Origin of the sequence: Shewanella sp. Isolate8 (genome assembly GCF_022398495.1) — a bacterium.
Taxonomy (GTDB): Bacteria; Pseudomonadota; Gammaproteobacteria; order Enterobacterales; family Shewanellaceae; genus Shewanella; species Shewanella aquimarina.
Genome location: NZ_JAKEVI010000002.1, coordinates 340144 through 354018, shown reverse-complemented (window position 1 = coordinate 354018; position 13875 = coordinate 340144). Strand labels below are relative to the sequence as shown.

Genomic DNA, 13875 nt, shown 5'->3' with positions numbered 1-13875 from the left:
CAAAAATCGTGCCTAATACTAAATGATGATTTTGTCTATATTTGTCATTGAGTTAGTCTGAGGTAGCGGCAACTTGGGTGATGACAGTATTTTGACTGTGGCAATAAACTTGACACTATGAGGTCGCGCCACGGGGCGAATTGGGGCAGGCTTAATTGAGGGCGGCGCAAGTAGAATGGAGCGTTAATGGAACACAGCATACTGGTTAAGATCCTTTTGATGTTGATGATGGCCATAGTGGCGATCGCCCTCTTTAGGCGGGTGGGCTTGCCGGCGATCTTGGCCTACCTGATCACTGGGGTGATCAGTGGCCCCTCTGCGTTCAACTGGTTCACCCAGCAGCAGATCCACTCGGTGGCCGAGCTGGGGGTGGTGCTCTTGATGTTCTCTCTCGGCCTCGAATTCTCCCTGCCCAGGCTGTGGGCCATGCGCCGTACCGTGTTTGGTCTGGGTAGTGCCCAGGTGTTCGTGACTGCCGTCTTAACCATGTGCATCAGCATGTTGATGGGGCTTAACCTGAGCGAGTCTATCGTGGTGGGCTCGGCCATCGCCCTCTCCTCTACCGCCATCGTCTTGAAGTTACTCAACGAGCGCGGCTGGCTCAGGCGGCGTCACGGGGAGCTGTCGGTCAGTGTGTTGCTGTTTCAGGATCTGGCTGTGGTGCCGCTGCTGATCCTCATGCCGCTGCTGGCCTCTGACGGTGAGATGCTCAGCTGGCATGAGATACTGCTGGCCATGGGCGAAGGGGTCCTGGCCTTTGTCGCCCTGATGGCCGTGGGTAAGTGGGCGCTACCTAAGGTGTTTGACGAGGTGGCCCGCTCGCGCTCCAACGAGCTATTTGTCCTCTCTACCCTGGTCGTGGCCTTGGTGACAGGCGCCTTGACCCAGTGGCTCGGCCTCTCCATGGCACTGGGGGCCTTTATCGCCGGTATGCTGCTTGGCGAGAGCCAATATAAACGCCAGCTGGAGGCGGATATCCGTCCCTTCAGGGATCTGCTGATGGGGCTCTTCTTCATCTCTATCGGCATGCTGCTCGACTTTAGCCTGGTGATCACCTTCTGGTGGCAGGTAATTCTGTTGGTGGTGGCGGTGATCATCGCCAAGGCACTGATCGTCTTTGGCCTACTCAGGGCCGCTAAGGAGTCGTTTCGTACCTCGGTAGCGACCGCCATCAGCCTGGCGCAGGTGGGGGAATTCAGCTTCGTGGTGCTGGCGCTGGCGGTCAACTATCAGCTGCTGGAGATCACCGTAAGCACTAAGCTGGTGATGGTGGCGGTACTCTCCATGGCCGTGGCCCCCTGGTTGGTGCGCCACAGCGTGGATATCGCCAGGCGCCTACATGGGGTCAAGTCCATCAAGCAGGGTGGCAATGAAACCATTCCGATCCCAGAGCAGAGTAGCGACCTGGTGCTGATCTTGGGCTATGGCCGGGTAGGGCAGACCATAGCACGCTTCATGAAGACGGAGGCGATCCCCTATCTGGTGCTCGACAGGGACCCCACCAGGGTGACCGAGGCGCGCCGGGCCGGCGAGCCTGTCTATTTTGGCGATGTGGCTAAGCGGGCGATCCTCAAGCAGGCGCAGATTAAACAGGCCAAGTTGATCGTGCTGACCTTCACCAGCAGTCATGTGCTCGATGAGGTCTTGCCCCTGTGTCGTCAGCTGGCGCCCGAGGCCAAGATCTTGGTGAGAACCCGTGACGATGAGGGGATGGAGGCATTAGAGGAAGCCGGTGCCAGTCAGGTGATCCCCGAGACCTTAGAGGGCAGCCTGATGCTGGTGTCTCAGGTGCTCTATCAGTGCGGCGTGCCCCTGACTCGCATCCTCAAGCGCCTCGAGTATGAGCGGCGCAATCACTACCAATATCTGCATGGTTTCTTCTCCGGCGAGGAGACAGACTTTACCCTGGAGCTGCTGCACGCCGTCGCCCTGCCTAAGGGGGCGCAGGTGGTAGGGCAGCCACTCTCTGCCATTCCCTGGGAGAAGCTGAGGGTGGAGCTGAGGGCGGTGCGCCGCAGCGGCGCCGAGGTGGAAAGCCCTGAGTTGGATTGGCTGATCCGCCCGGGGGATATATTGATCATCCTGGGTAAGCCGCGGCGCATAGAGAAGGCGGAGCACTACCTGCTTCAGGGTTAAAGCGGTGGCAAGCCTATGATGAGAGCAAGCCTGTTATTAGTATTTTCTCCCCTGCTGCTGATGCAGGCCCTGTGGGTTAAGTGGCGCACCCCCAGGTTGCCCGAGCCCGAAGGTGAACGCCGCGGCGAGCTGGGGGAGGGACCGCCGCTTAGGCTATTAATTCTGGGCGATTCTGCCGCCGCCGGAGTTGGCGTGGCCCGTCAGGATGAGGCCCTGAGTGGTCAGCTGACGGCGCTGTTGCAGCCCCACTTTCGCCTGCATTGGCGCTTGCTGGCCAAGTCTGGCATGACGACGCCCCAGACGCTAAGGCTTATCCGGCAAGAACCGATTCGGGTCGACGTTATTCTTATCTCCCTGGGGGTCAACGATCTACTCTCGCCCATAGGCGTACAGCGCTGGCTGAGCGCGACCCGCGCACTTATCGAGGGACTGTTACAGGACTCGCCAGACGCCAGGCTGCTGCTGACGCCACTACCACCCCTAGGGGCCTTTCCCGGCTTTGCTCAGCCTCTGGCAGGTGTGTTGCAGCGAAGAGAGGCGCTATTTAATCAGGCCTTAAAACAGTTTTGTCGTGATCAGAATGCCTGCCAGCTGTTGCCGCTAAGGCTGCCGTTGACGAGTGATGCCTTGGCTAGCGATGGCTTTCACCCCAGCGCCAGCAGCTATCGACTATGGGCCGAATGTGCCAGTCAGGTCATTCTCACCCAGCACACCTTAGGCTGTTCATCGGATAGCACTGACGAGTCTGGGCAACACCTTGCTAATCTGGTCTAGGGGATTTTGAAGAAGGCCTTGATCTCATCTATCTGACACATGGCATCCTGATAACCTAAGTTGATCAGTGCGCTACAGTATGACTGCTCGAACAGCAGGTAGGAGACGATACTCGAGTCCGATTGCTGGTTGATGCCGATCAGCCTTAGCAGCAGCTTCACCGCCAGGGGCATCTCATGATAGTGCTGGGCGGCGAGCAGACTAAGGTCTTCGCTGGGCTTAATTACCAGCGTGTCTATGTTCTTGAGCGACGCCTCATGGCGGCGCTCCTCGGGGATCAGGTTTATGGTGCCGTTGATCCGCTGCAATCGCTCGAGATCGCTGTTGAGGGTGTCGGAGAAGATGGTATCGAGCAGGTGACCGGCTATGGTTGCCGTCTTGGGATGATGTTCGAACTCCTTATGCACCTGCTTGTGGGGACTCTCTAAGTTGATCACCATGATCTTCTCCGCCCCAAGATGGATCGGGCTACTCAGGGGCGCCAGCTGATGCACAGAGCCGTCGCCGTAATAGCCGCGATTGAGCTTCACCGAGGGGAATACCAGGGGGATGGCGGAGCTGGCCAGCAGGTGTTCGGTATGCAGATGGGTGCGCTGGCCGCCACGTCGGGCACGGTTCCAGTCTTCAATTTCTTTGGCGGCCTGAAAGAAGCTCACCGAGCGCGACGAGTTATAACAGGAGGTGTCTACGCTTAGGGCGTGCAGGGCGCCATTGGCAATGTTGCGATCGATCCGTTCGAAATTAATCAGGTTGTTCAGCAGATTTCTCAGGGGCTGGTTGTCGAACAGGCTACCGGCTTCTGTGTTGATCTTCACATCCTGTAGTCCCATCAATGCCATCTGTGCTAGGTGAGAGAAGATGCCGCCGAAAGAGGAGCGGTAGACCTTATGGGTGTTAAAGTGGCGCCAGACCCACTCTAGCTTACGTACACCCAGGTGAAAACAGGAGGCGTGGGTAGCAATCGAGGTGCCGTTGATGGCGCCAGCAGAGGTGCCGCAGATGATCTTAAAGGGCACGCCGTGGTTACGGGGATAGAACTGCACTATCGCCTTGAGTACCCCGACCTGGTAAGCGGCACGCGCACCACCGCCTCCTAATACCAATGCTGTCTTATCTGGCAACTGCTTTCCCTCTAAATGGTTTCTGTTGTCGTGCGTTAGGATTTAAATTATTGATTTTTTTTATTGTATTGAAGCGCTATTATGCTTCTTGTTAACAGTGACGAGGCGTACTGTCTCGCCCAGCGCTTTGGCGATGATTTTCGTGGCTGATATTGATTAGAATATGTGAGCCGTGTGATATGTTCAAGCCAGCGCCTATAGATGATTCTCGGCAAATCATGGCTCATTTCGGTGCGAGCCATGGGCCGTTATTGGACCATTAAGCGCCGCTCATCTCCTCAATACGCCATCTCTAGCACAAATAATAGCGCCCTGACCTAGATAATAAGTCTATATTGACGCCACTGCCGAGGATGGGCTTTAGCAAATTTATGCCGCTATCTAGTTGTAATGTAAATGTTAACTGACAAGTGCTTCCTCGGCTACGGGTTTTGGGCCTGTTTGATAATCTCTAAGGTTCGCGTAGACTGGAAATGAGTACATATGAGGGATCAAAAATGTTACAGCCACTAAAAATAATAATAGCTGATGATCATCCACTGTTTAGACAAGCACTCGTAAACACCCTAACCACCCAGTTTGATCAGCCTTTGCTGTTCGAGGCGGAGACGGTGACGGCACTGGATGAGATCTTAACCCAGCACCAGGATGCAGACCTGCTTTTATTGGATCTGAACATCCCTAACGCACATGGATTCAACACACTCGTTAATATTCGTAACAGCTATCCCCATATCGGGATAGTGGTGATCTCCGGCCAGGAGGATAAGGTCACCGTAGGTAAGGCGATGTCTTTCGGCGCGGCGGGCTTTATTCCCAAGTCCTCGCCGGTCGAGCAGATGGTCAAGGCGATCAATGCCGTGATGGCCGGACGCCAGTGGACGCCGCCGGGCTGTGAGGATCTCAGCGCGGTGACGCTGGACAGCATGAGCAGCAAGATAGCCAGCCTGTCTCCGCGTCAGCACAAGATCTTGATGATGTTCGCCGATGGCCTGCTCAACAAGCAGATCGCCTATGAACTTGGCCTGTCGGAGGCAACCATCAAGGCCCACGCCAGTGCTATCTTCCTCAAGCTCGGGGTACACACACGCACCCAGGCGGTGATCGCCATGAGTCAGCTCTATCTGGATAAGACGCCGCTGACCGCCGAAGTGGAAGAGGTTTAGCCGCAGAGGTTCAGGACCAATAGGCCCAGTTTGAGCTAGCTAGAAGCGCCCCGCATCTGTAGATTTCAGGTGCGGGGCGTTTTGGTTAGTCGGTCAGTGGGTCTACCAGATTAAAGTGAGGGCTCGGCTGCGCCGAGTAGTTGTTGTGCAGGCTGTTGGCCAGGGTGGCGCTCATCACGGCGCGCAGGGCGATGGGTTTGATGATCTTGCGCAGATAGCCATAGCCCAACTCTTTGGTGCGCTGCACCACCTCTTCGTCTATGGTGGCGGTGATCAGAATCGCCGGGATGGGGCGGCTGGACATGGCCTGCAGTTCGGCCATGAGATCCAGACCGTTCTGATTGTTTTCAAGCTGATAGTCCATCAGCACTATATCTATCTTACTGGCAAACTGGCCGACACAGGCCTTGGCCTGCTGCGCCGAGGAGGCGGTATAGACCTGACACTTCCAGCCCTTCAATAGCTCCTCCATGCCTGCCAGCACGTTCGGATCGTCATCGACACAGAGTACATGTACGCCGTTGAGGGTGAGAATGTCTGGCTGGCTGGCGTGCTCCTCGACAAGTTTCGGGGCGACGGTATTCAGGCTCAGGCTGAAGATACTGCCCTGATTGACCTTAGATGACAGGGTGAGCCTGTGCTGCATCAGCTCTGCCAGGCCCTGGGCGATATTGAGCCCGAGTCCCAGACCGTTGACCCCTTCGTGGCCCGAGTGCTGCAAACGGGTAAACTGCTCGAAGATCACCGCCTGCTTGTCATCCGGGATCCCCGGGCCATCATCCACCACCTGAATGGCGATGGTATCGCCGTGGCGGCGACAGCCCAGCAGGATGCGACCGCCACCGGCATAGCGAAACGCGTTGCTGATGAGGTTCTGTAAGATGCGTCTGAGCAGCACCTTGTCGCTGCGCACCCAGAGCTTGGTCTTGATGCACTTAAAATCAGCCTCTGTGGTACTGGCCATGGCGCTGAACTCTTCTACCAGAGAGTCGAGCACCTCCTGCAGGGCAAATTCGGTGATCTCGGGCACTACCGTACCGCCCTCGATGCGCGACACCTCGTTGAGATCCAGCAGCAGCTCGTTGGCCACCTGCAGGGCGTTGTCGATATAGCCGATCTGCTGCTTCTGCTTGTTCGACAGCTGGCCCCCCTGGACAAAGGCGGAGGAGAACAGCCGCGCCGCCGACAGTGGCTGCAGCAGATCATGGCTACAGGCCTTCAGATACTGACTCTTCTTCTGGTGCGCCTGTTCCACCTTCTGCAGTGCCTCGGCCAGCTCGGCGTTGGACTTGGCCAGCTGCAGGTTGGCCTGCTCTAGGCGCTTGGTGCGCTCAAATACCCTGGCTTCCAGGTCTAAGTTTTTCTCTTTCAGGAGCTTTTCCGCCTCGCGGTACATGCTGATATCGGAGAAGATCATCACGAAGCCGCCGCCAGGGATGGGGTTGCCCTGAATGCGTATCGTCTTGCCGTCGGGCTGGATGCGCTCGGTGGCGTGGCGACTGCCCTGGCGCAGGAAGTTGAGGCGCCGCTCCACCTGTTCATCCAGGTTGGGAATATAGCCCTTGCCGAACTTGAGGTTGTACTCGATCAGCTGCCTCACGGGGCAGCCGATGTAGATGAGGTCGTCCGGATAGTTAAACAGGCTGAGATACTGCTGATTCCAGGCCACCAGGTTGAGGTCTTTGTCGATAACTGAGATCCCCTCGCTGGCGTTCTCGATGGCGCTGTGCAGCACGCTGCGGCTGAACTCCTTGCGATGGCTCGAGGCTTCCTCTACCAGCTGGGCCACATCTTCGATGGCGATGTCGCGGCCATGGAGTGCGCAGGAGAGTACCAGTCGGGCCGAGGCCGAGCCCATGACACTGGCGAGCATGTTTTCGGTAAAGAAGATCAGCGCTTGGTTATGGGCATTCTTGTCTTGAATCGGCTGAGGCTGGCAGGAGAAGAAGGAGTAGAAGCCCTGGGCGGCCTTGTCCTTGCCTATGAAGCGGGCCACCAGGAGTTCGAGCTCGGTGGGGTTCACATGTTTAGGCACCTCGGGCAGCGCCTTATCCAGCTCGGGGCGCTCGATAAAGTGGCCTATCTGCATCTGCTCATGCACGCTCTGGCGGGTGAAGGAGGAGACCAGCCAGATAGCCATCACGTTGACAAACAGGCCCACCAGAGTCGCCATTGTGGTCATGGAATAGCCGCTACCAGCAAACGGGTGGCCATAGAGGCCGAGCTGTGGCAGCAGGTTGAGCACCAGCCAGAGGGCGAAGCCGCTGGAGATCCCCACCAACACGCCGATCAGCGTGACCCGGCGCCACAGGAAGGCGGCAAACAGGGCCGGGCCGATCTGGGCGATGGCGCCGAAGGCTACCTCACCTAAAGATGCCAGGGTATCGGGCGGGGCGATGAGAAACATGCCATAGCTCAAGAAGATCACCAGAAGCACCAACGCCTTGCGGATATTAAGCAGGTGCGAGCGGAACTTGTGGAAGTCGTTGCTCTGTATGTTGTTGATCTTAAATAGCGTGGGGAAGACTATCTCGTTACTCAGCATGGTGCTCAGGGCGATGGTGGAGATGATCACCATGGAGCTGGCCGCCGAGATGGCGCCGAGAAAACTAAACAGCCCCAGCCAGATATCGCCGCTGAATACCGGCAGAAACAGCACATAGGCATCGCTCTGCAGCGAGTCGCCATAGAGGATGTTGCCCGCCTGACCCAATGGGGTGGCGAAGAAGGCGAACACCAGCACATAGAGGGGGAAGGTCCAGCGGCTCCAGAGCACATGTTTTTGTGATTTCAGCTCGACGATTAATACCTGAAACTGACGTGGCAGACAGAGAAACGCCGACATCACTATGATCAGCAGGCCAAACAGCGAGATGAAGTTAGGGTAGGTGAACTCGGTTGCAATCGGCTTGATCTCTGTCGCCTTCTGCCAGATCTCCATGGGGGAGTCGAACAGGAAGAAGGAGACGAAGATGCCTATGGTGAGATAGGCGATGAGCTTCACCAGAGACTCGAAGGCGATGGCCAGCATCATGCCCGGATGGCGCTCGGTCACGTCGATGGCTCGCACCCCAAACACTATGGTGAAGCCGGCGAGGATCAGGCTGACCACCAGGCCCAGCTGCCAGGAGGAGAGCAGATGGTCTTGCCGCAAGATCTCATAGGAGTTGACGATCGCCTTCTGTTGCAGCGCGATGTAGGGCAGGGTGCCAAACAGGGCGACGAAGGTGACCACCACCGCAAGTAAAGGTGATTTACCGAATCGGGCCGCCAGCAGGTCGGCAATCGAGGTGATGTTGAGCTTGAGACACACGCGGATCACCCGCTGGATAAAGGGCCAGGCGAAGATAAACAGCAAGATAGGCGCAATATAGACGGGCAGATAGGCAAAGGAGTTGTTGGCGGCCTGGCCGGCGGTGCCGAGAAAGCCCCAGGAGGTACAGTAGACCCCCAGCGACAGGGAATAGATGATGGTGTGCTGCCCGGCAAACCACTTGCCGCGGTACTTGTCACCCAGAAACGCCATTAAAAACAGCAGGCCTATGTAGCTGATGCTGATGGCGACCAAAAGCCAGTTAGGGAACATTTGTTACTTATCCTATCTTTTCAGGAGCTTATCTCGCCATCCCGGCTCACTCCTTTTATTTTGTTATTCAAGCCAACATATCACAGTTAGGGCCAAAGTCGGCATTTACGGCCATCGACTTAAGTATTAGTACTTACTGTCTAAGTCTCACGTATTGCGCCCTTTGGCCTACTACCGCTGCATTACTACCTATTCCCAATTGAGGCAAAGGAGGCATTTCTCCATCTTGAATGCAACCACAAAAGGGGATAATCAAGATGATATCAACAATAAAAAAACTCACGCTCGCAACTTCACTCGGCCTGATGGCCAGTTCGGCCATGGCAGGCTATGACTTTAATGTCGGCGACGACGGCAAGCTGTCGTTCGGTGGCTACCTCAAGGTCGATGCCCGTTATGTTAACGGTGATGTCGGCTATCGCGACTTCTGGATTGGCACAGGCACGCCGCTCGAAGAGAGCGCGTCACAGTTCCGTATCTTCGCCAACGAGTCTCGTTTCAATACCAAGTATGTTCACGGCGACGTGATGGGTTTCATCGAGATGGATTTCCTCGGCGGTGGCGGTAACCAGGTGGTGTCTAACTCGGCCCATCCGCGTCTGCGTCATGCCTTCATCAAGTACAAAGACTTAACCGTGGGTCAGACCTGGACCACCTTCATGAACACCAGCGCCATCCCGGAAACCGCCGACTTTGCCGGTGCCACAGTCGGTCTGGCCTTCGTGCGTCAGGGGCAGATCCGCTACGACATAGGTGGCTTCCAGGTCTCTATCGAGAACCCAGAGAGTCACGGCGGCGATACCGCTAACGACGATCTGCCGGACGTAGTGGCCCGTTATAACTTCAAGGGCGACTGGGGTAACGTCTCCATCTCGGCCCTGGGCCGTCAGCTCAATACCCTGGGCGGCAACAGCGAAACCGCCTTCGGTGGCTCTATCGCCGGTCGCATCAACACCTTCGGTAAAGACGACCTGCGTTTCCAGTTCCACCAGGGGGAAGTGGGCCGCTATGTGGGCCTTGGGGTGACGCCAGATCTTATCGGTGAAGAGGTTGAAACCACCACCTCATATCTGGCCGCCTACCGTCACTACTGGACAGATACCCTGCGCAGCACCTTCCTGTATGGCCGTATCGAGACCGATGAGTCGGATGCGGATCGCAGCCAGTGGAGCGTCAACCTGTTCCAAAACCTGACACCGGCACTGGCCGTGGGCATCGAAGTGGGTAACTTCGCCCTGGACGACCAGAACGTCGATTCTAACTATGCACAGTTCTCAATGCGTTACGCCTTGTAAGTGCTCTTGGGGGAGGGATTCCTCCCTGCTTTTTTTACCCGTTTAACCCTCGTCCTGGCATCCGCCGGGGCGACTCATCGCCGAAACGCCCAGGCAGAGCCGTTTAAAGGAGTAGGGTTGTGAAAGATACCATTTTAACTGTCGATCAGATCTCGCTCGCATTTGGTGGGGTAAAGGCCCTGACCGATGTGAGCTTCGAGGTCGAGCGCGGCGCCGTGTTTTCGATTATCGGTCCCAACGGGGCGGGTAAGACCTCGATGCTCAACAGCATCTCGGGTCGCTACCGTCCACAGAAGGGGACGATTCATTTCGATAATCAGGATGTCACCCATCTCAGACCCAATGCCCGTGCCGATCTCGGCATAGGCCGTACCTTTCAAAACCTGGCGCTGTTTGGTCACATGTCGGTGCTGGACAACATCATGGTGGGCCGTCACCACCTGATGAAGAACAACTGGCTCACCGGCCCGCTCTACTGGGCGTCTCCGGCGCAGAAAGAGGAGCTGACCCATCGCCGCCAGGTGGAGGAGATCATCGACTTTCTCGACATCTCCCATGTGCGCAAATCTATCGCCGGCACCCTCTCTTACGGCCTGCGCAAGCGTGTCGAGCTGGCACGTGCCATGGCCCTCAATCCTAAGCTGATTTTGCTCGACGAGCCGATGGCGGGGATGAACCTGGAGGAGAAGGAGGATATGGCCCGCTATATCCTGGATCTCAACGAAGAATTTGGCATTACCGTGGTGATGATTGAACACGACATGGGGGTGGTGATGGATATCTCCCATGAGGTGATGGTGCTCGATTTCGGTAAGAAACTGATCTGTGGCCTGCCCGAGGCGGTGATGGCCGACGAGCACGTGAGACAGGCCTACCTAGGCCTTGAAGATGACGAGCAATTACAAGAGGTTGGCTAATGACTCAGGTAAATAATGCGTCGACGGCGCGGGCCTTCGACATGGGCTCTCTCGACACCTTTCCCAAGATCCTGCGCCATAATGCGGCCAACTGGGGTAGCGAGGTCGCCATGCGCGAGAAGGAGTTCGGCATCTGGACCGAATTCAGCTGGCAAGATTATCACAACCGGGTGAAGTGGATGGCGCTGGCCTTCGACCACCTGGGTATCGAGTCCCACAGCACCATCGCCCTGCTGGGGGAGAATCGTCCCGAGTGGGTCTGGGGCGAAGTCGCCGCCCATGCGCTGGCCTGTTTCTCCCTGGGGGTCTATCAAGACTCGCTGCACGAAGAGGTGGCCTATCTGCTCAATCGCAGCGAGGCCAAGGTGATCGTCGCCGAAGATGAGGAGCAGTGTGACAAGCTGCTGGAGCTGGGCGACAGTATTCCTTCGGTGAAATATATCGTCTACTGTGACCCGCGCGGCATGCGTAAATATGACGACCCACGCCTTATCAGCGTCGAGGAGATCTATCGAATCGGCCAGGAGGTGGACAACACAGATCCGCGCCGCTACGACAACCTGGTGGATGCGGGCAAGGCGGAGAACATCGCCATCTACTGCACCACCTCGGGCACCACCTCTAAACCCAAGATTGTCTTGCTGCAGGGCAGCAAGTTTATCGACCACTGCTGCTCCTACCTGCGGGCCGATCCTCGCGCGCCGGGCGACAACTATGTTTCCGTGCTGCCGCTGCCCTGGATCATGGAGCAGGTGTACGCCGTAGGCCAGGCGCTCATCGCTCGTCAGATAGTGAACTTTGTCGAAGAGCAGGAAACCATGATGGCGGATCTGCGCGAGATAGGTCCAAGCTTCGTGCTGCTGGCCCCTAGGGTGTGGGAAGGGATCCTCGCCGACGTCAAGGCGCGCATGATGGACTCGACCCCGCTCAAGCAGAAGCTGTTCGATTTTGCCATGAAGCGCGCCGAGCTGCGACTCGCCGAGGGCCGACGCTCTAAGCTGGCCGACATCATCTTGATGAAGGCGCTGCGTGACCGGTTAGGGTTTTCCTTCCTCAAGTCGGCGGCCACCGGCGGCGCGGCCATGGGGCCGGATACCTTCAAGTTCTTCCAGGCGATCGGCGTGCCGCTGCGTCAGCTCTATGGTCAGACCGAGATGTGCGGCGCCTACACCATACATGACGAACATGACGTGGACTACGACACGGTAGGCGTGGCCTTCGATACCGCCGAGCTTAAGGTGATCAACACCGACAGCGAAGGGGTAGGCGAGGTGATTGCCAGAACCGTGGGCATGTTCAACGGTTATCTGGGCGACCAGGCCGCTTTCGATGAAGATGTCAAAGATGGCTGGATGCACACGGGGGATGCCGGTTATTTCAAGCCGTCGGGCCACCTGGTGGTGATCGACCGCATCAAAGACCTGGCCAAGACCAGCCAGGGCATTCAGTACTCGCCGCAGTATATCGAGAACAAGCTCAAGTTCTCCTCCTTCATCGGTGAGGCGGTGATTCTGGGCAAGGACAAGCCTTATCTGTCCGCGATTTTGTGTATCCGCTTCAGCATCGTCTCCAAATGGGCCGAGCAGCAGGGACTGGCCTTTACCAACTATACCAACCTGTCGAGTCTGCCCGAGGTCTATGAGCAACTGCAGGCGGAGGTAGAGCTAGTGAATCAGACTCTGCCCGATGCGCAGAAGATCAACAAGTTTGTGCTGCTCTACAAGGAGCTGGACGCCGATGATGGCGAGCTGACCCGTACCCGTAAGGTGAGACGTGGTGTCATCGCCGACAAGTATGGCGAGATCATCGAGGCCATCTATGGCGACCAGCCCCATGTGGATATCGATACCGTGATCACCTTCCAGGACGGCACCAAGTCGCGCATTCAAACCCAAGTCAAGGTGGCGACAGTGATCGCGCCACAGCATCGTCTCGAGGGCGACGCCACTCAAAGGAGAGCATCATGAACTTTGAACTCTTATTGCAACTCATCGTCAACGGCCTGATCGTCGGCCTGCTGTATGGCGTGGTGGGTATGTGTTTCGTGCTGGTGTACAAGTCGACCCAGATCGTTAACTTTGCCCAGGGCGAGTTTCTGCTGGTGGGGGCCTGGGTCTGCTGGGCGTTTCTCACCTATTTCCAGCTGCCGTTTTTTGTCGGCTTCCTGTTCACCCTCTGTTTCATGGCGGTGTTCGGCGTGCTGTTGCAGATGATAGTGCTGCGCCCCATGATCGGTGAGCCCATCATCTCGGTGATCATGGTGACTATCGGCCTGTCTATCTTCTTCCAGTCGCTGACTAAGTGGATATTCGGCGTCTCGCCACAGAGCTACCCTAAGGTGTTCGATACCCAGTCTATCGCCATCTTCGGCCTCAACATAGAGCTGGCGTACCTGATGAGCACCATCATCGCCATCTTGATCATGGCCGCCTTCTTCCTCTTCTTTAAATACTCCAAGCATGGCCTGGCGATGCGTGCCACGGCGTTTGACCAGCAGGTAGCCCAGAGCCTGGGGATCTCGGTCAAGCAGGTGTTTGCCATGAGCTGGGGCATTGCCGCGACCGTCTCGGCCACGGCCGGTGTGGTGATAGGCATGGTGAACGGCGTGTCAGACTCGCTCTCGACCATAGGCATCAAGGTGTTCCCCGCGGTGATCTTGGGCGGGCTGGACTCCATCGTCGGCGCCATCGTCGGCGGCGTGGTGATAGGCGTGCTGGAAAACGTTGCCGAGTTCTTCGACAGCCAGTGGCTGCATGTGGGCAACCTGTACAACATCGCCCCCTTCTATGTGCTGTTGGTGATCCTCTGGTTCAAGCCCTATGGCCTGTTCGGTACCCGCGACATCGAGCGCATCTAAGGAGCACAGCCATGACACACCTA

At 57.0% G+C, this 13875-nt stretch carries 9 protein-coding genes; 7 read left to right on the top strand and 2 right to left on the bottom strand.

What is annotated here, in order from left to right; translation table 11 throughout:
* Positions 1–186 precede the first annotated feature (186 nt).
* Complete coding sequence (locus L1D43_RS10830; protein WP_239851541.1) at positions 187–2136, top strand: monovalent cation:proton antiporter family protein; 1950 nt, start codon at positions 187–189, stop codon at positions 2134–2136.
* A 15-nt stretch (positions 2137–2151) separates the two neighbouring features.
* On the top strand, positions 2152–2910 hold the full coding sequence (locus tag L1D43_RS10825) for an SGNH/GDSL hydrolase family protein (protein ID WP_239851540.1): 759 nt from the start codon (positions 2152–2154) through the stop codon (positions 2908–2910).
* On the opposite strand, the gene L1D43_RS10820 is transcribed toward L1D43_RS10825, so the two are convergent.
* A complete protein-coding gene (locus L1D43_RS10820; RefSeq protein ID WP_239851538.1) occupies positions 2907–4031 on the bottom strand; it encodes a patatin-like phospholipase family protein in 1125 nt (374 codons plus the stop codon). The two genes, L1D43_RS10825 and L1D43_RS10820, sit on opposite strands and share 4 nt — an antisense overlap.
* A 497-nt stretch (positions 4032–4528) precedes the next feature.
* On the opposite strand from L1D43_RS10820, the gene L1D43_RS10815 reads away from it, so the two are divergent.
* Positions 4529–5197, top strand: coding sequence for a response regulator transcription factor (locus L1D43_RS10815; protein ID WP_041509294.1), 669 nt, complete (start codon positions 4529–4531; stop codon positions 5195–5197).
* 85 nt (positions 5198–5282) lie between these two features.
* Here the strand turns inward: L1D43_RS10815 and L1D43_RS10810 are convergent, their stop codons facing one another.
* Entirely contained in the window at positions 5283–8783 is a 3501-nt protein-coding gene (locus L1D43_RS10810) for a PAS-domain containing protein (protein ID WP_239851534.1), read from the bottom strand.
* 257 nt (positions 8784–9040) lie between these two features.
* On the opposite strand from L1D43_RS10810, the gene L1D43_RS10805 reads away from it, so the two are divergent.
* The 4 genes from L1D43_RS10805 (at position 9041) to L1D43_RS10790 (ending at position 13852) form a co-directional block, all read left to right on the top strand.
* Positions 9041–10078 carry a DcaP family trimeric outer membrane transporter gene (locus L1D43_RS10805; RefSeq protein ID WP_041509545.1) on the top strand — a complete coding sequence of 346 codons (1038 nt, stop codon included), beginning with the start codon at positions 9041–9043 and terminating at the stop codon, positions 10076–10078.
* 119 nt (positions 10079–10197) lie between these two features.
* Positions 10198–10995 (top strand): ABC transporter ATP-binding protein, encoded by a 798-nt coding sequence (locus L1D43_RS10800; protein WP_239851525.1) that lies wholly within the window; start codon positions 10198–10200, stop codon positions 10993–10995.
* Positions 10995–12962 carry a long-chain fatty acid--CoA ligase gene (locus L1D43_RS10795; RefSeq protein WP_239851523.1) on the top strand — a complete coding sequence of 656 codons (1968 nt, stop codon included), beginning with the start codon at positions 10995–10997 and terminating at the stop codon, positions 12960–12962. The genes L1D43_RS10800 and L1D43_RS10795 overlap by 1 nt, the downstream gene beginning before the upstream one ends.
* Positions 12959–13852 (top strand): branched-chain amino acid ABC transporter permease, encoded by an 894-nt coding sequence (locus tag L1D43_RS10790; protein WP_041509297.1) that lies wholly within the window; start codon positions 12959–12961, stop codon positions 13850–13852. Before L1D43_RS10795 ends, L1D43_RS10790 begins: the two co-directional genes overlap by 4 nt.
* Positions 13853–13875 lie beyond the last annotated feature (23 nt).